Consider the following 17,285-nt stretch of genomic DNA (forward strand, 5'->3'; position numbering starts at 1 on the left):
CCCCGATGCCTCGCAAAAGCTCCGCCGACATCGCCTTCCCTGCCAGCCAAGCCGAGCGTCTGGCTCCGCCCGACGATCTGGCCGGCCCGGCGCGGCTCGCCTTCCTTGCCATCGTGCAAGGCGTCAGGCCCGATTACTTCCGGGCCGGGCATCTGGGGCTGGTCGTCAGCTACGCCCGTTTACAGGTCGCGGAGCGGGACGCCTTCGCCGAGCAGGAGCGTGAGCCCGTCATCGACGGCAAGCCGTCGCCATGGCTGGCGATCTGGAAAGCTCGGCACAGCGCGATGATGTCGCTGGCGACCAAGCTGCGCCTGACGCCGCTGTCCGAGTACACCGTGCCGACAGCGCCGAAGGAGCCGCCGCTTCCGCCCTCCTATTTCGAACGCATGGGCCTGCTGGACGAGGACCGCCGCGATGACGAACCAACTCAGTGACCTCGACCGCGATGCCCTGACGCGCGCCATCGTCTACGCGCGCGGTGAGAGCGAAGCCCGCTCGCGGCAGATCGACCGCATGTTCGCCGAACGGCCGTGGGAAGACGTCGCCAAATTCTGCGCCTACAACAGCCAAATCCGGACGCTGCATCTGTCGCCGATGCAAGACCCTCCGATGTACGCCGGGCTGCGCTGTGGCGATGCACGCTACGTGCGCGCCAACATCGCGCTGTTGCAGCAGATGCTCGCCGCCGGCCTGTCGCGGTTCGAGCCGGACGTCGAGGTCGCGCTGGAGCATTCCAGGCGACGTCAATCGGTGTAGGGCCGCACTCGCGTCGGATAGCCGGGCCAAGGGGCAAGCTCACTGGCGGCGACTGCAAACTGCTCCTGCGAGTGAATACCGAGTTTCTTGGTCAGCATCGCGCGCGCTGCCGCGACCTGCTTCGCGGTGCCGCCTATTTCCTGCGCAATCATTTTGTCCGTCTTGCCTCGGGCGAAACGTCGCAACAGCCGCTTTTCTCGCGGGCTGAGGATCACAGTCCGCGACGTCAATGCTACTTGATGCGTGTCAGTCAACGCGCAAGGATCGCGGTGATGGCTATCGCCACCGGCAGCAATCCGAGACCGATCACGCCCGCCGTGTAGACTATTTCACGTTCAAGAAGCTGTTTTGGGTGACGCATAGCAAAGCTCCGCTCGGCTACCGTGCGAGGAGTATGCACCAGCCGGGGACGGCTCGCCAGAGGCTTGAGAGCTTGCGGGGACGCACGTTCCGGTTACAAAAGGCCGCTGATGGCGAGCGGCCGAGCAGCGGCAGATCGCGAAGTAGCCGCCTCGAAGCGGTGTCTAGCGGCCGGCCCGCTGAGCGGCCTTATCAATCCAGCTTCCAATGTTTTTGTGCCCGTTGTCGGCAATGTAGTCGTACACGATGGTATTGTGCGAAAGGGGAGTTACGAAGCCCGGCTGAGGGTCCGCCAACCACGGGGGCAAGGCCACTGAGTTTGTGTAGTCATTGTAACGATGCCACTCGAATTTCCATCCGCCGATGCCGTTTGGCACGGCAATCTTCTCGAAGAGAAAATATTTTGGCGTCGCTAGTATACCCGCCTGCACCTTGCCCACGGCCAAAAATTCCAATGGGTTGTGGCCTCGCGTGTGAGGCGTCTTTGTATGATGGTGGCGAATACTGTTGAGATGCACGCCGAGAAGCCCTCGGCCGTCAACGATGGCTCTCGCGATTTCATAGCGCACCCAACGCCGCCAGCACGTTTCGGTCCCGATCAGTACGCAAACGGCGGAAGTGTATTCAACGCCTTCCCGAATTAGACGTTTGACAGCGTCCTCGCCTTCGAGCTTGCGGCTCTCCCACAGGCTGCTGTCTTGAAAGCTACGCATCAACTGATTGTCGGGATGATCAATCTTCCACGCATTACGGACCACGTTCACTCGCATGATGTCGTCGTAGTGGAACGAGAAGAATGCCCTGCGCTTAACCGCAGGCTTGAGCGGAGCGAGCGGACGCTGCGGAGGTGCCAACCCGCCGAAGGGAAAAAGATCGACAGCCGCACCGCCCAGACCGCTTAAGGGGCTTGCGGATGATCCCAGATACGGAAACAGATCGTTGACCGCTGGGCTCACCGGCAGCACGGGCTTCGTCGGTATCAGCCCGAGAGCGCGGGCCAGCGGGTTCTCCGGCTCCTGCGGCGGCGAATTAAACAAGGGGGCGAGCGCCCCAAACCCTAGCGGGCTCACTGGCAAGGCAGGCTTTGAGACTGGCGGGTCGTACATGCCGAGCAACGAAGCCAATGTATTGTTTTTCGGATCGGAGGGATTAGACGCCATAAACCCATGCCCCGAGCACCGAGATAAGAACGCCGATTGTCAGCGGTGCGTAAAAACCGACAATCGACCAGCTCAGAAGGGCGCTCAGATACGAATGGGTTGGAGCGTGCTCTAAGTTGATCTCGAAAGTGGGCATCTGATCCCAGCCTTCTTTTCTCACGAGATTGAACACGGCTCGAAACCGACGTTCGACCCGCAGATACTGCGCGTCGGCCAAAGCAAATGCGACAAGCGGGAGGAGAGCCAGCCAGATCACATTGGGCTTGTGAGCAGTGAGTGCAAATCCGACCACAGCCGTGACGACCGTAATGCAGTAGCTCTTGAAGGAAGCGCCATACCCCGCCATGCGGGTGACCAGCCCTTGCAACATCTCAAGGTGCTTTACGCGCAGCTCGGCAATCTTTTCTGGCGGCATCATCGACCCAAAATTTAGCAGAAGGTCGGAACCACATTGCTAAAATTCAAGGTTGTGTAAGGAGAATTTCGCCATTGACAGCTTACGACTCAGGCGGTCGTTAGAAATCCGTGTCGAGCTTACCGCTTCGTCAGCTTGACGACATTGCTCGCGGCAGGCGCAGCCGGTCCAAACGATGGCAGGGTTTTGCGCGTGATCTCGTCGGAGAAGTCGAGGATCGACGCCGCGTAGTGCTTGCGAATTTCCGCCTCGGAGGTGTCGTGCGCCTTGGCGACAATCGATGTCGGCGCACCCTGAAGCAGCATCCGGGTGATGCTGGTATGCCGGAAGGCGTACATGCCGTAGATCGTCGGATCGAGGCCGATGCTCTTGAGGATGAGCTTCAGGGGCTCCTTGTACCTGTCGTAGGGGTTCGGGTTGCCGTCGTCCCATGCCTGCCCGTTTTGGCGCACCAGCAGCGGCGCGTTGCTTGGACGACCCTTCGCTGCCGCCTTCAGTAGTGCTGCAAGCTCCGGGGAGATCGACACGGTGTAGCGTTCGAGCTTGCGGTGCCCCGGACTGCGGGTGCCGCCCTTGCCGCTCTTGGGCATCATCAGGCGCGGCGTTGTCGGATCGCGGGTGATCAGGTCCCTGATCCGGAGCCGCACCGCCTGCGACGGTCGTGCGCCGCTCTCGGCGATCACATGCGTCAATAGCCCGAGCTGGTGATCGTGAGCGTAGCTCTCGGCAACCCACTGTTGCGCCTTCGCCTCGTCCTCGATGACGACGTTGTTCGCCTCGGTCGCGTCCGGCAGCGCCTTCAGCGCGCTGCGCCAGATGTGGGCACGGCTCTTGTCCGCCAGCGTCAGCGCCGTGCGGATGGTGCTGATGGTGCGGTTCACACTCGACGGTGCAAGACCCTTCTTCAGCAGCCCGTCGCGCCAGATCGTCAGCTCGTCGGCCGTGATCAGCTCGACGGGTTTCGACAACTGCGCCTCGGTCAGGTGACAACGCGCGCGGCGTGCGTTGTGGACATTCGCACCGCGTTGCAGCAGGTCCGCCTCGTGTATCTTGGTCGCGTCGTCGAGCGTGATCGGTGCGCCGTCAGCCAAAGGCGTGTCGATGCCGGGCTTACGTCCCGTCATCGCCTGCGCCTTGCTCTTCGCCTGCCAGAAGTTCAGGACCTTCTCGCCGTCAGCCTTCAGGCTGTTGTCGTCGGCACGCCACAAGGTTCTTTCCCAGCCCTTGCCGTCGCTGCCGCCTGAGCGGACGACCCATGAGCCAGCACCGCTGAACGGCTTGCGATAGCCGAGCCATGCGCCGTCCGCGATCTTGACGAAGTAGGCACGCGCCTGTGCGGCGAGCTTCAGCCGTGCTGTCGCGCTTTGCAGTTGGCTGGTGCTGGTCTTGGCGGCTTTGTGCCTCGGCTTGCGTGTCACTGGTACTACTCCGGAGAAGTCCTAAAAGTCCTAAAACCTTCCCAGATATACACCGACACCAGCCGACAGTCACCGACTAAATGCAATACAATTCAATGACTTAAAGAGGTAAAATTGGTATCTGGCTGGGACAAACTTTGCCCGGATGGAGCGAAGCGCAATCCGGGGCCGTCCTTGCGTGGCGAACACTGATCCCGGATTGCGCTGCGCTCCATCCGGGCTTCTGTAACGGGCCTTGGTTAGTCAATCCCTTTTTGCGTGATCCGATCGCTGGGCACTTGCTTCTGTACGGGATCGGCGCGGAGGCCGTCGCCTGATGGGGTGCATGAGGAGCCGGCCGGCCAATCTACGGAAGCGTGGTTGTGATCCACTTCCCGGATGGCGGCCTGACCGGATCCATCGTCCCAGCGAAGGGACCTCGCGCGGACGAGCCTGGTGTCGTGGCCCGCCCGGAACCGATCGATACTCCTTAGCTCAGCTTGTCGTGGCTTTGGCCATCGGGTTGAACGGCGTGGCGTCGGCGAGCATGCGATGCAGGATCACCGCGAGTTTGCGCGCGAGCGCCACCTTGGCCTTGCGCATGCCTGCGCGCCGGGCGATCCGCATCGCCCAGCCCTTGAGCGCCGCGCAATTCCTGACCGGCTTGGTCAGCATCACGTGGGCCGCCTGGTAGAGCGCCTCGCGCACGGAGGCATCGCCGATCTTGCTGATGCGGCCGGTGTAGTCGGTTTCCCCCGATTGGTACTTCTTCGGGGTGAGGCCAAAATGCGCCCCCGTCGCCTTCGATGAGCGGAAGCGCTTCGGGTCGTCGACCGCCGAGGCGTAGGTCAGCGCCACGATCGGGCCAACGGACGGCGTCGTCATCAGGAGGCGGGCTTGAGGGTGCGATCTGGCGAGCCTGGCGACCTGCTTGTCCAGGCTGTTGAACTCGCGCCGCAGCACGCCATGAGCTTCGAGCAGCGCCTGCGCCACCACTTCAAGGCCTGGATGGCCTGCAACGAGCTCCCGGATGCGCTCGGCGAAGGTGCGCTCGGTGGTCTTGCCGACCTTCAGCCCAAAGCCGCGAAGCACGCCGCGCAGGCTGTTCTCGATGTCGTGCAGCTTGGATTGCAGCAGCTTGCGGGCCGTCAGAATGGCGCGCGTCTCCTGCGCCGCGACCGACTTGCAATGCACCGGCCGGAACCAGCCGAGCCGCATCAGCTGGGCGATCCCGCGCGCATCGTTGCGGTCCGACTTGACTGGCATCGCCTTGAAGGCATCGCGAACGTGACGCGTCTCCAGAAGCTCAACCGCAAGCCCTGCCTCCCGCAGAGCCGCGTAGAGCCATTGCGACAACGGGCCTGCCTCCAGGCCGATCCGCTCCAGCGGCAAGGCCAGCGACCGGAACCAGGCGATCAGGGCCTCCGGCTCGCTCGCAACCTTCGTCTCGCGCAAAATCTTGCCTGTCCCATCGACAAGGCAGACGCTCGAGCATTCCAATGACACGTCGATTCCTGCATAGTGATACATGGTCGTCCCTTAATGATGCTTGGAGCGGGCTTGCCCGACTCCGTTGAACACCATCAGTTTGAGGGACGACCGCCTTCCAACCAACAGGCCGCTCGCGAGCGCGCTTCCAAATCGCGCCGTAGCGAGCGGGCGGCCGGCCCGTTACCCCATCTACGAGGGCAGGCCGAGGCTAAGGCTCCACCGGCGTCCCCGCCGGCAGCGCAATTCCCTTCTCGCCGGCGACCTGCCGCAACAGGTCCGGATTGTCCGAGATGATCCCGTCGACTCCGGTCTCGATCATCCGCGCCATGTCCTCGCGCTTGTTGACCGTCCAGACCACGACGCGCAGTCCGAGCGCATGGGCTTCCGTGACCAGCGCCGGGGTCACGTCGCCGAAATAGGGTGACCAGATCGCGCCGCCCGCAGCCTTGATGGTCCGTGGCAGCGAGCCGCCATGATAGGCCGGGCTGAAACCCGCGGTCCAGTTGGTAGCCTTGTCGAGCGCCACCGTCGGAGCCGAGCCGCGCTGGAGCGTCAGGTACACGGTTGGAATCTTCGGTGCCTGCTGCTGGACGAGTTGCAGGGTCCTCCAGTCGAACGACTGGATCATGACGCGATCGGAGAATTTTTCGGCCTCGATCAGCCCGAGCAGTTTTCCGACGAAACCTTGCGGATCGAGGGCCTCGTCCGGATGGTTCGGATCGATCTTGGTCTCGATATTGAAACGCACATTGGCGTTGCCGGACTTGCGCACCAGCGCGAACAATTGCTTCAGCGTGGGGATGCGCGTCCCCGGCAACGCGCGCTGCTCGGGGAATTGCTTCGCGTAAGAACTGTCTGGCCGGATCTGGCCGACGTCGTACGTCCTGACGTCGGCGAGCGGCAGCCTGACGAAGGGCGTTCCGGGCGGTGCAATGTAGGCGCCACTCGCATCCCGTGCGAGATCCGGATTGAGCCCGCGTTCATGCGAGATGATCACCTCGCCATCGGCGGTCACGCCGACGTCGAGCTCCAGCGTGTCGACGCCCATCGACAGCGCGTTCGCAAACGCGGGCAGGGTGTTCTCCGGCAGCAGCGCCCGCCCGCCGCGATGCGCCTCGAGATCAAAGGCCATGCCTTGTCCTGCCATGCCTTGTCCTGCAATGCCTTGTCCCGCGGCAAGAACCGAGAGCACGGTCAGGATTGTCGTGGCACGTGACGGCATGGCGCCTCGACCGGCGAGGACAGTTGATGGCGGCCGCGTCAGTTCTGGTAGTAATAGCCGCGCGGCTGATAATACTGGCGAGGCTGCTGCTGCTGATAATAGTAGCCCTGCTGGCCATAGCCCTGGTCGTAGGTCGGCTGCGGCAGTTGCTGATAGGCCTGCGTGCCATAGGGGCGCGTGATCGGGCGCGGTGCCGGATAGCGCGCGCCGGTGTCGCTGCCATCGGCCGGATAGATGTAATTGTCGTCTTGCGGCATGTAGCGGCGGGCGGGTTGCTGCGGCGGCGTCAGGTTCACGGGATCGCCCGTGGTCGCATACTGCTCTTCAACAGGCTGCTGCGGAGCGCGGGCCACGGCCGTGTTGCTGCGGCCGCGCGGATTGCGGGCGAGCGCCACCTGCGCCGAGCCGGTCAGCGTCACCGTGGTGTTGAGCACGCCCTGCTGCTGCACCAGCGCGTAGAGTGTCGAGGCGTTCTGGCGCGACAGGCGCACGCAGCCATGGGACGCCGGTGAGCCGAGCCGGCCGACCGAGTCCGTGCCGTGGATGGCGTGCCCGACCTTGGTGAAGAAGATCGCGTGCGGCATCGGAGCGTCGTCGAATTCCTTGGAGTAGTGATCCTCTTCCATACGGAAGGCGCGGAAGGCGCCGGCCGGCGTTTCGCGGGAGGGGATGCCTGTCGACACCGGCCAGTGGTAGCGCGCGACGCCGTCGACCGCGACGGTCATCTGCTGATTGTCCTTGTCGACGGTGATCTCGACCTTGGCCTGCGCGGTGCCCGCGCTCAAAAGCATCAGCGAGGTGAAAGCAACAAAAAACGAACGCATCCGAGGGAAACACATTTGAGGGAAATACATCTGAGTTCTGGCCTCCGGCCTGTTCACGCTAGAGCATGATCCGGAAAAGTGTGTAGCGGTTTTCCGAAAAGATCATGCTCAAACAATAACACCGCGGCTCTCCGTCCCCCGGCGTGCAATATGCCTGCAATCCGGCTTCCGTTCCAGCGGCCCGCCGACCCATCGTTAACGTGATGTCTGATGTAAGCAAGGCCGCTTTGTGCCGCGCCGTTAGCTGCGATGCTGACATTTTCGCGAGCGGACATGCGTTCACATCGCCGACAATTCGTCGCAAAGGCGCAACCATTTGGCCGTTCGGTGCGTTGATGATGGCCTGCCGATTGGCGGCTTTCGCCGCCGTTCACTCTGTACTTCCCTGGGACTGAAGATGAACAAAGCCCGTGTTAACGCCGCCGCCCTGCCGGCCGGCTTGCCTGTCCGCCTGCTGTTCGCAGCCGCCGCTATCCTGCTTGCGCTGTTGGCGTTGCCTCGAGCTGGTCATGCTCAAGGCATCGTGCGCGGCGCTCAGGAAGGGTCCTATGAAGGCAACCGGATCGCGGGGCCCGTCGGTGGCGTGGTTGGTGGCGCGGTCGGCGCCGGTGTCGGCGGCGCCGTGGGTGCGGTGGAGGGTGTGCTCGGCATTCCCCACCGCCACTACCGCCACCGCTGTCACAGGTATTACGACGGCTATCACCGTTTTCATTGCTACCGGTGAAGACTTCTGTAGCCCGGATGGAGCGCAGCGCAATCCGGGATCGCCGGAGCTGACGTGACGCAGGTCCCGGATTACGCTGACGCTCCATCCGGGCTTCTGTAACGGGCCTTGGTTAGTCAATCCCTTTTTGCGTGATCCGATCGCTGGGCACTTGCTTCTGTACGGGATCGGCGCGGAGGCCGTCGCCTGATGGGGTGCATGAGGAGCCGGCCGGCCAATCTACGGAAGCGTGGTTGTGATCCACTTCCCGGATGGCGGCCTGACCGGATCCATCGTCCCAGCGAAGGGACCTCGCGCGGACGAGCCTGGTGTCGTGGCCCGCCCGGAACCGATCGATACTCCTTAGCTCAGCTTGTCGTGGCTTTGGCCATCGGGTTGAACGGCGTGGCGTCGGCGAGCATGCGATGCAGGATCACCGCGAGTTTGCGCGCGAGCGCCACCTTGGCCTTGCGCATGCCTGCGCGCCGGGCGATCCGCATCGCCCAGCCCTTGAGCGCCGCGCAATTCCTGACCGGCTTGGTCAGCATCACGTGGGCCGCCTGGTAGAGCGCCTCGCGCACGGAGGCATCGCCGATCTTGCTGATGCGGCCGGTGTAGTCGGTTTCCCCCGATTGGTACTTCTTCGGGGTGAGGCCAAAATGCGCCCCCGTCGCCTTCGATGAGCGGAAGCGCTTCGGGTCGTCGACCGCCGAGGCGTAGGTCAGCGCCACGATCGGGCCAACGGACGGCGTCGTCATCAGGAGGCGGGCTTGAGGGTGCGATCTGGCGAGCCTGGCGACCTGCTTGTCCAGGCTGTTGAACTCGCGCCGCAGCACGCCATGAGCTTCGAGCAGCGCCTGCGCCACCACTTCAAGGCCTGGATGGCCTGCAACGAGCTCCCGGATGCGCTCGGCGAAGGTGCGCTCGGTGGTCTTGCCGACCTTCAGCCCAAAGCCGCGAAGCACGCCGCGCAGGCTGTTCTCGATGTCGTGCAGCTTGGATTGCAGCAGCTTGCGGGCCGTCAGAATGGCGCGCGTCTCCTGCGCCGCGACCGACTTGCAATGCACCGGCCGGAACCAGCCGAGCCGCATCAGCTGGGCGATCCCGCGCGCATCGTTGCGGTCCGACTTGACTGGCATCGCCTTGAAGGCATCGCGAACGTGACGCGTCTCCAGAAGCTCAACCGCAAGCCCTGCCTCCCGCAGAGCCGCGTAGAGCCATTGCGACAACGGGCCTGCCTCCAGGCCGATCCGCTCCAGCGGCAAGGCCAGCGACCGGAACCAGGCGATCAGGGCCTCCGGCTCGCTCGCAACCTTCGTCTCGCGCAAAATCTTGCCTGTCCCATCGACAAGGCAGACGCTCGAGCATTCCAATGACACGTCGATTCCTGCATAGTGATACATGGTCGTCCCTTAATGATGCTTGGAGCGGGCTTGCCCGACTCCGTTGAACACCATCAGTTTGAGGGACGACCGCCTTCCAACCAACAGGCCGCTCGCGAGCGCGCTTCCAAATCGCGCCGTAGCGAGCGGGCGGCCGGCCCGTTACCCCATCTACGGACAGCCATCAGTTCTTCAGCCGATATCCGGTGCGGAAAATCCACCAGATGATGGCGAGGCAGATCACCAGGAACGCCAGCGTCATGCCGATGCTGACGGATAGGCTGACGTCGGCGATCTCGTAGAAGCTCCAGCGGAAGCCGGAGATCAGATAGACGACCGGGTTGAGCAGCGCGACCGTGCGCCAGCCCGCCGGCAGCATGTCGATGGAATAGAAGCTGCCGCCGAGGAACGTCAGCGGCGTCACCACCAGCATCGGGATCATCTGCAGCTTCTCGAAGCCGTCGGCCCAGATGCCGATGATGAAGCCGAACAGGCTGAACGTCACCGCCGTCAGCACCAGGAAGGCCAGCATCCAGACCGGATGATGGATGTGCAGCGGCACGAACAGGCCGGCGGTTGCGAGGATGATCAGGCCCAGGATGATCGACTTGGTCGCGGCGGCGCCGACATAGCCGAGCACGATCTCGAAGTAAGAAATCGGCGCCGACAGGATCTCGTAGATCGTGCCGGTGAATTTCGGGAAGTAGATGCCGAACGAGGCGTTGGCGATGCTCTGCGTCAGCACCGAGAGCATGATCAGGCCCGGCACGATGAAGGTGCCGTAGCTGACGCCCTCGACCTCGCTGATGCGCGAGCCGATCGCCGCGCCGAACACCACGAAATAGAGCGAGGTCGAGACCACCGGCGAGACGATGCTTTGCAGCAGCGTGCGCCAGGTGCGCGCCATTTCGAACAGATAGATGGCGCGGATGGCGCGGTGATTCATGACGTCCTCACGAGGTCGACGAAGATGTCCTCGAGCGACGACTGCGTCGTGTCGAGATCGTTGAAGCGGATGCCGGCGGTGCGCAGGTCGCTGAGCAGGCTGGTGATGCCGGTGCGCTCGCCCTTGGTGTCGTAGTCGTAGACCAGCGTCGCGCCGTTGTCGCAGAGGTCGAGCTCGTACTGCGCGAGGCTCTCCGGCAGCGAGGTGACCTTGCCCTGCAAGTGCACCGTCAGCCGCTTCTTGCCGAGCTTCTGCATCAAGGTCGCCTTGTCCTCGACCAGCACGATCTCGCCCTTGTTGATGACGCCGATACGGTCGGCCATCTCCTCGGCTTCCTCGATGTAGTGCGTGGTGAGGATGATGGTGACGCCGGATTGCTGCAGCGTGCGCACGACTTCCCACATGCCCTTGCGCAGCTCGACGTCGACGCCGGCGGTGGGCTCGTCCAGGAACAGGACCTGCGGCTCGTGCGACAGCGCCTTGGCGATCATCACGCGGCGCTTCATGCCGCCGGAGAGTGTGATGATCTTGTTGTCCTTCTTGTCCCAGAGCGAGAGGTCCTTCAGCACCTTCTCGATGTGATCAGGATTCTTCGGCTTGCCGAACAGCCCGCGCGAGAAGCTCACGGTCGCCCACACGCTCTCGAAGGCGTCGGTGTGCAATTCCTGCGGCACCAGGCCGATCAGCGAGCGCGCCTTGCGGTAGGAGGTCTGGATGTTCTCGCCGCCGACCAGAACCTTGCCTTCGCTCGGGTTGGCGATGCCGCAGATGATCGAGATCAGCGTGGTCTTGCCGGCGCCGTTCGGGCCGAGCAGCGCAAAAATCTCGCCGCGCTTGATATCGAGATTGACGTTCTTGAGCGCCTTGAAGCCGGACCCATAGGTCTTCGACAGATTGGCGACGGAGATGATGGAGGACATGATGGCCGGCAGGGGTGGGGGAGGGAGGCTGGAACCAGCCCGGGAGGGTGGTCAGCGGAGCCCTGAGATAGGAATGCCCTTGCCCGGTCGCAATTGGCCGGAGAAAAATGGTCTCAAAACCGGCTCTTCCGTGGCAGGTTCCGGGTAAGTGTTGCGCAACCGCCACGGGCTGCGGCTAAGATTGTCGCTCACGCGGCTCTTTGTTGCGTCTGCGAGCAGGCCGTGGCTACGATTCCGGCCAATCGCGAAGCGTATTGTCTCCAGGGAAAACATTGAGATGAGACCGAACGGCCGTCACACCGCCGGCGCCAGCCAATTGCCCGCCCTCCGCGTGTGGGCGATCTGTCTGCTTCTGCTGTCAGCTGTTGCCATCAGCCCGACCACCGCGAGGGCGGCCCCGAGCCAGGCCCAAGTCGCGACCACGCATGTCTACCTGCTGCGTGGCGTGCTCAACATCTTCTCGCTCGGGCTCGACACGATCGGCGCCCGTCTCCAGGCGCAGGGCATCCCGGTGACCGTCGCCAATTTCGTCTCCTGGTCCTCGCTCGCCGACGAAGCCGCGACCGCCTACAGGGCCGGCCGTATCAAGACCATCATCCTGGTCGGCCATTCCTCCGGCGCGACCGCGCTGCCTGACATGATCGCCAAGCTCAACCAGCTCGGCGTGCCCGTGAAGCTCGCGATCGGCCTCGATTCCGTGTTCAAGACCAGGCTATCGACCGGCGCCGAACGCTACATCAACATCTATATCGGCGATGGTCCCGGCGAACCGGTGCGGGCCGCGGCGGGCCTGCGCGGCAAGCTCGACAATGTCGACGTGCGCGGCACGGGTGTCGGCCATATCTCGATCGACAAGAACGAGGCGATCCAGCGCCGCGTCATCGCCGAGATCGACGCCGCGATCATGCGCTCGCGTGCACCGGCTGCCCCCGTCGCCGAACCCGGCGCGCCGCGGTCCGCCCGCGCCGCAGCGGCAACGGCTCCGGCGAGGAACTGAGCACATCGCTCATGCCCGGATCGTGTGATGCGGCCTAAGCGGCCGTCACACGCACTGGCATGCTCTCCAGCCCGCGCAGGGAATTGTTGAGCCTGCGTTTCGGCTCGGCCGTCAGCTCGATGGTCTTCACGCGCCTTGCAAGCTCGCCGAAGATCAGTTCGCCTTCCAGACGCGCGATCATCTGGCCGACGCAGGCGTGGATGCCGGCGCCGAAGCCGACATGCCCGGTCGCGACCCGCTCGACCTCGAAGCGATCGGGTCTGTCCCAGCGCGCGGCATCGCGATTGGCCGAGGCCATGAACAGCAGCACCTTGCGGTGGGCGGGGATCACGCCGCCGCCGATCTCGACCTCGCGCGAGGTGGTGCGAAAGAACGTCTGCACCGGTGAATCATAGCGCAGGCCTTCCTCGAACGCATTGCGCGCCAGCTCCGGCTTGTGGTGGAGCTTGCGGTATTCATCCGGATGGGTGGCGAGCGCGAGCAGGGTGTTGCCGATGCCGTTGACGGTGGTGTCGATCCCGGCGGTGAGGAACGGCCGCACCAGATGCGTTGCCTCGTGCTCGGTGATCTCGCCCTCGTCGGCCGCCTGGTAGATCATCATGCCGAGGCTGTCGGGCCGCAGCGCATCTCGCGCGCAACATTCCATGATCCAGCTCTGCGCGGCGAGACCTTCCTCCCGTGAAGCCGCGAGTATCTCGTTCTCCGGGCCGAAGCTGTTGAACACGAACGTGCTCCAGGCCAGGAGCTTGTCGCGGCCGTCGGGCCGGATGCCGATCGCATCCGGAAACACCTTCATCGGATAGGCTTCCGCAAGATCGGTCACGGCATCGAACGTGCCTTTGTCGATCAGCTCCGTGACCTTCCTCTCCGCCTCCTGCTGAAACGTTTCGCGCAGCTTCCTTGCAACGCCCGGCGACAGCGTGCGGCCGAGCACCCGGCGGCCCTTGTCGTGGTCGGGCGGATCGATCTGCAGCGTCAGCGGCTTTGGCAGCGCCGGGTTCATGCCGTGTAGCCCGACGCCTTCGCCGCTGATGAACGTCTTCCAGTCCTTCAGCGCCGGCTCGACCTCGGCATAGCCGGCCATCGCCCACACGCCGTAACGCTCCAATTCGAACACGGGCCCGAGCGCGCGTAGCGCCTGATAGGCAGGATAGGGGTCGATCAGGAAGTCGGGCGCGAACGGGTCGACCGGGCTGGATGCAATGCCGCTCATGGTCAGCTCTGCTTCTGTTACTTGCTAAGTGGGCACTGGCCTTCGCTCTCGGCGCGGAATGCGTCCTCGCCCTTGATGGTGGCGACGACCTTCAGCAGATCCCAGGCTGACGTCGATTCCTCCGGCGCCTTGACCTGCAGCAGGTAGAGCGGATGGATCTTGCGCCCATCCTTGCGGATGTAGCCCTTGCCGAACAGCGGATCGTCGGTCGGCATCTCCTTCATCGCGGCGACGACGGCCTTGCCGTCCTTGGCGCTGCCGGCCTTGTCGACCGCCTTGAGGTAGTGGATGACCGAGGCGTAGACGCCGGCCTGCATGTCGTTCGGATAGGCCTTCGACGGAATGCGCTCGGTGAAGCGCTTTGCGAACGCACGTGTGCCGTCGTTGAGGTCCCAGTAGAACGGGTTCATGATCTGCGCGCCTTGCGCAAATTTCAGGCCGAGCGCGGGAAGGCCGTTCATGCCCAGGATCAATCCGACCAGCTTGTGATCCCTGGTCAGCCCGAACTCGGCGGCCTGCTTCATCGAGGTGATGGTGTCGTCGCCGGCATTGGCGAAGCCGACGACGTTCGCGCCCGACGCCTGGGCCTGGAGCAGGAAGGAGGCGTAGTCGGCTGTTCCCAGCGGATGCCGCACGCTGCCGAGCACTTCGCCGCCCGACGCTTTCACGGCCTCCGCGGCCTGCTTCTCCAGATCGTGACCGAAGGCGTAGTCGGCGGTGATGAAGAACCACTTCTTGCCGCCCTGCTGCACGATCGCCTTGCCGAGACCGCGGCCATAGGCATAGGTGTCGTACGTCCAGTGCACGGTGTTCGGCGTGCACTTCTCGCCGGTCAGCAGCACCGTGCCGGCGCCCGATCCGACGAAGACCTTGTTCTTCTCGGCGCTCATGCCGGCCACCGCGAGCGCGATTGACGAGTTCGGGATGTCGAAGATCGCATCGACGCTCTCGTTCTCGTACCAGCGCCGGGCGATGCCGATCCCGATATCGGTCTTGTTCTGATGGTCGGCCGCGACGACCTCGACCGGCTTGCCGGCAGCCTTACCGCCATAATCCTCGACCGCCATCTTGGCGGCGACGACCGAGCCGATGCCCTGATAGCTCGCGAACGGCCCGGATTGGTCATTCAGGATGCCGATCTTCACGACGTCCTGGGCGAATGCCGGCGCCGCGGTCAGCATTGCGGCCACCATGCACAATTTATGCAGGAATTTGCTGTTCATTGTGTCCCTCCCATGGGCGGTCTTGGTGCCGCTGAATAATAGTTATATTTTATAGCTATTTTTGAGAGTGTCAATTCGGCCGACTTGCGGCCGCGGATTTGAGGATCATGAGCTCGAAAGCCGTCAGACCCGGAGCCAAGCCCGCTCAGCAGCCGGAAAATTCGCTGGACCTGCGCGCGCTGCAACGCACGCCCGGCTTCATGCTGCGCCTCGCGCAGTTGAAGTTCTTCGAAGGCTTCTACGAGGAGTTTGCCGCACTGGGCCTGACGCCCGCGACCTATGCGATCTTCGCCGTCATCCGCGACAATCCCGGCGTGCCGCCGAGCAGCCTCGCCAGCCTGCTCCGGCTGCGCCTGCCGAACCTGATCAAGATCCTGAACGAGCTCGAATCGTCCGGCTTCATCAAACGCAACCGCTCCAAGGCGGACCGCCGTGCGGTCGAACTCGTGCTCACGCCAAAGGGCGCAAAGCTCATTGCCGAGGGAGCAAGGCTGACGGAGCCGTATAATCGGAAGATGCTGGCTCCGCTGAGCGAGGCCGAGCAGCGCGCGCTGCTCGATCTCTTGAACCGGATGCTGCCGCTTTAGGCCCGCGCGCAGTGTGGCAATCGACGATCGCCACAGCTCACGTCACTTCAGGAATGCGCGAATGCTCTCGGCGATCTCCCGTGCATGCGTTTCCAGCGCGAAATGGCCTGTGTCGAAGAACTGCACGACCGCATTGGGATTGTCACGCCTGAAGGCTTCGGCGCCGGGCGGAATGAAGAACGGATCGTTCTTGCCCCAGACCGCCAGGAACGGCGGCTTGTGCTTGCGGAAATACTCCTGGAATGACGGATAGAGCGCGACGTTGCTCTTGTAGTCGCCGAACAAATCGAGCTGCACGTCATCGGAGCCGGGACGTGCCAGATAGAAATTGTCGAGGTTCTGTCCGTCCGGCGACACCGTCGTCGGATCGGGGACGCCATGGGTGTACTGCCAGCGCGTCGCCTCCGGCGTGAGGAAGGCGCGCAGCGCCTCGCGATTGGTCGGCGAGGGATCCTGCCAATAGGCCTTGATCGGCGTCCAGCCGTCGCTGAGGCCGTCCTCATAGGCATTGCCGTTCTGCGAGATGATCGCCGTGATCCGTTCGGGGTGACGCAGCGCGAGCCTGAAGCCGGTCGGCGCGCCATAGTCGAAGACGTAGATCGCGAAACGATCGAAGCCGATCACTTCGGTGAAGCGCTCGACCACCTGCGCGACGTTGTCGAAGGTGTAGCGGAAACTTTCGCGCGAGGGCATGTCGGACTGGCCGAAGCCGGGCAGGTCGGGCGCGACGATGTGAAACTTGTCGGCGAGCAACGGGATCAGGTCGCGGAACATGTGGCCGGCGCTGGGGAAGCCGTGCAGCAGCAGCAGCTTTGGCGCACCTCGAGAGCCGGCCTCGCGATAGAACACCTTGAAGCCATCGACGTCGGCCGTGCGGTAGGTGGTCGCGGTCATGACCGTCTCCATTACTGATGATAACCCGTTAAAAGGCTATAATTAGGTTACGTGCGCCTTGAGTAACTTGTCAATAGGCATTCTACTGGTTACTAACGGTAGCGTTGTTTCGAACGGCCAAGGACCGCTCATGGACAGACCGCCCGCCATGTTCATCGCCGACTCGCCCGGCCTCGATTTTCTCAACTCGGTGGCGACGCCAGTCGATACGCCCGTTGATTGGCTCGACGATGGCGATGGCCTGATCGACTGGCTGGCCCAGGCGAAACTCGTGCCGGCGGAGGAGCTCGACGCACTGAGGGTGCGCGCAAAGCCCGGCGAGCTCGACAAGGTCGCTGGTGAGGCGTGCGCTTTGCGCGAATGGTTTCGGGGCTTTGTTCGCAAGCATGCAGGACGGCCGCTTAGCCCGAGCGCGCTGCACGAGCTTGGCCCGTTGAACAGCTTGCTCGAGCGCGATGAAGCATTCAGCCGGATAGGGCCCGGGCAGGACGATGGTGGCGTTCTCGCGCTACGAATGAAACGGCGCTGGCGATCACCGGAGTCCCTGCTGCTGCCCATCGGCGAGGCGATGGCGAAGTTCGTCTGCGAGGAAGACTTTTCCGACGTGAAGGCCTGCGAGGGCCATAACTGCACGATGCTGTTCGCCGATCACACCCGCAGGCATGCACGGCGGTGGTGCATCATGGCGGTCTGCGGCAACCGCGCCAAGCAGGCCGCACATCGCAGCCGGCTCAAGAGCAGGCAGTGACGACGAATGCGCGCACCCGGAGCATGATCCGGAAAAGCGCGAAGCGC

The 17,285-nt window shown here is 63.5% G+C and carries 19 protein-coding genes; 6 read left to right on the forward strand and 13 right to left on the reverse strand.

Features of this window, described 5'->3' with window-relative positions; genetic code table 11:
• Positions 1-5 precede the first annotated feature (5 nt).
• Positions 6-434, forward strand: a complete 429-nt coding sequence (locus ACVJ19_RS18895; RefSeq protein ID WP_453950531.1) for a hypothetical protein — start codon at positions 6-8, stop codon at positions 432-434.
• Positions 415-756, forward strand: coding sequence for a hypothetical protein (locus ACVJ19_RS18900; RefSeq protein WP_453950532.1), 342 nt, complete (start codon positions 415-417; stop codon positions 754-756). Before ACVJ19_RS18895 ends, ACVJ19_RS18900 begins: the two co-directional genes overlap by 20 nt.
• Here the strand turns inward: ACVJ19_RS18900 and ACVJ19_RS18905 are convergent.
• The 7 genes from ACVJ19_RS18905 to ACVJ19_RS18935 all read right to left on the reverse strand — a co-directional run bounded on the left by ACVJ19_RS18905 (position 744) and on the right by ACVJ19_RS18935 (position 7,625).
• Positions 744-1,010 carry a LuxR C-terminal-related transcriptional regulator gene (locus ACVJ19_RS18905; RefSeq protein ID WP_453950533.1) on the reverse strand — a complete coding sequence of 89 codons (267 nt, stop codon included), beginning with the start codon at positions 1,008-1,010 and terminating at the stop codon, positions 744-746. The two genes, ACVJ19_RS18900 and ACVJ19_RS18905, sit on opposite strands and share 13 nt — an antisense overlap.
• Before the next feature lie 270 nt (positions 1,011-1,280).
• On the reverse strand, positions 1,281-2,276 hold the full coding sequence (locus ACVJ19_RS18910) for a TIR domain-containing protein (protein WP_453950534.1): 996 nt from the start codon (positions 2,274-2,276) through the stop codon (positions 1,281-1,283).
• Positions 2,266-2,691, reverse strand: a complete 426-nt coding sequence (locus tag ACVJ19_RS18915) for a hypothetical protein (protein ID WP_456739410.1) — start codon at positions 2,689-2,691, stop codon at positions 2,266-2,268. Before ACVJ19_RS18915 ends, ACVJ19_RS18910 begins: the two co-directional genes overlap by 11 nt.
• A gap of 119 nt (positions 2,692-2,810) precedes the next feature.
• Entirely contained in the window at positions 2,811-4,109 is a 1,299-nt protein-coding gene (locus ACVJ19_RS18920; protein WP_453950536.1) for a site-specific integrase, read from the reverse strand.
• 474 nt (positions 4,110-4,583) lie between these two features.
• Positions 4,584-5,618, reverse strand: a complete 1,035-nt coding sequence (locus ACVJ19_RS18925) for an IS110 family RNA-guided transposase (RefSeq protein WP_453948252.1) — start codon at positions 5,616-5,618, stop codon at positions 4,584-4,586.
• 169 nt (positions 5,619-5,787) lie between these two features.
• Positions 5,788-6,801: a glycerophosphodiester phosphodiesterase gene (locus ACVJ19_RS18930; RefSeq protein ID WP_453950537.1), complete on the reverse strand. Its 1,014-nt coding sequence runs from the start codon at positions 6,799-6,801 to the stop codon at positions 5,788-5,790.
• Positions 6,802-6,839: 38 nt separating this feature from the next.
• Positions 6,840-7,625, reverse strand: a complete 786-nt coding sequence (locus tag ACVJ19_RS18935) for a L,D-transpeptidase (protein WP_453950538.1) — start codon at positions 7,623-7,625, stop codon at positions 6,840-6,842.
• Between the two features lie 397 nt (positions 7,626-8,022).
• On the opposite strand from ACVJ19_RS18935, the gene ACVJ19_RS18940 reads away from it, so the two are divergent.
• Positions 8,023-8,349: a hypothetical protein gene (locus ACVJ19_RS18940; RefSeq protein ID WP_453950539.1), complete on the forward strand. Its 327-nt coding sequence runs from the start codon at positions 8,023-8,025 to the stop codon at positions 8,347-8,349.
• A 347-nt stretch (positions 8,350-8,696) separates the two neighbouring features.
• Here the strand turns inward: ACVJ19_RS18940 and ACVJ19_RS18945 are convergent, their stop codons facing one another.
• The 3 genes from ACVJ19_RS18945 to ACVJ19_RS18955 form a co-directional block, all read right to left on the reverse strand.
• Entirely contained in the window at positions 8,697-9,731 is a 1,035-nt protein-coding gene (locus ACVJ19_RS18945; RefSeq protein ID WP_453948252.1) for an IS110 family RNA-guided transposase, read from the reverse strand.
• Positions 9,732-9,894: 163 nt separating this feature from the next.
• Positions 9,895-10,656 carry an ABC transporter permease gene (locus ACVJ19_RS18950; RefSeq protein ID WP_453950540.1) on the reverse strand — a complete coding sequence of 254 codons (762 nt, stop codon included), beginning with the start codon at positions 10,654-10,656 and terminating at the stop codon, positions 9,895-9,897.
• Positions 10,653-11,576 (reverse strand): ABC transporter ATP-binding protein, encoded by a 924-nt coding sequence (locus ACVJ19_RS18955; protein WP_453950541.1) that lies wholly within the window; start codon positions 11,574-11,576, stop codon positions 10,653-10,655. Before ACVJ19_RS18955 ends, ACVJ19_RS18950 begins: the two co-directional genes overlap by 4 nt.
• A 277-nt stretch (positions 11,577-11,853) precedes the next feature.
• On the opposite strand from ACVJ19_RS18955, the gene ACVJ19_RS18960 reads away from it, so the two are divergent.
• Positions 11,854-12,573, forward strand: a complete 720-nt coding sequence (locus ACVJ19_RS18960; RefSeq protein ID WP_453950542.1) for a hypothetical protein — start codon at positions 11,854-11,856, stop codon at positions 12,571-12,573.
• A gap of 34 nt (positions 12,574-12,607) precedes the next feature.
• Here ACVJ19_RS18960 and ACVJ19_RS18965 read toward each other — a convergent pair whose 3' ends face one another.
• Together ACVJ19_RS18965 and ACVJ19_RS18970 are read right to left on the reverse strand one after the other, a co-directional pair.
• Entirely contained in the window at positions 12,608-13,786 is a 1,179-nt protein-coding gene (locus ACVJ19_RS18965; RefSeq protein WP_453950543.1) for a cytochrome P450, read from the reverse strand.
• Positions 13,787-13,803: 17 nt separating this feature from the next.
• Positions 13,804-15,009: an ABC transporter substrate-binding protein gene (locus tag ACVJ19_RS18970; RefSeq protein WP_453950544.1), complete on the reverse strand. Its 1,206-nt coding sequence runs from the start codon at positions 15,007-15,009 to the stop codon at positions 13,804-13,806.
• A gap of 107 nt (positions 15,010-15,116) precedes the next feature.
• Between ACVJ19_RS18970 and ACVJ19_RS18975 the strand changes: the two genes are divergently transcribed.
• Positions 15,117-15,596 (forward strand): MarR family winged helix-turn-helix transcriptional regulator, encoded by a 480-nt coding sequence (locus tag ACVJ19_RS18975; RefSeq protein WP_453950545.1) that lies wholly within the window; start codon positions 15,117-15,119, stop codon positions 15,594-15,596.
• A 42-nt stretch (positions 15,597-15,638) separates the two neighbouring features.
• On the opposite strand, the gene ACVJ19_RS18980 is transcribed toward ACVJ19_RS18975, so the two are convergent.
• On the reverse strand, positions 15,639-16,490 hold the full coding sequence (locus ACVJ19_RS18980; protein WP_453950546.1) for an alpha/beta fold hydrolase: 852 nt from the start codon (positions 16,488-16,490) through the stop codon (positions 15,639-15,641).
• 130 nt (positions 16,491-16,620) lie between these two features.
• Between ACVJ19_RS18980 and ACVJ19_RS18985 the strand changes: the two genes are divergently transcribed.
• The gene (locus ACVJ19_RS18985) at positions 16,621-17,238 is read left to right on the forward strand and encodes a CGNR zinc finger domain-containing protein (protein ID WP_453955160.1); all 618 of its coding nucleotides are present in this window, start codon (positions 16,621-16,623) and stop codon (positions 17,236-17,238) included.
• Positions 17,239-17,285 lie beyond the last annotated feature (47 nt).

It is taken from the genome of Bradyrhizobium sp. USDA 376 (genome assembly GCF_054063675.1).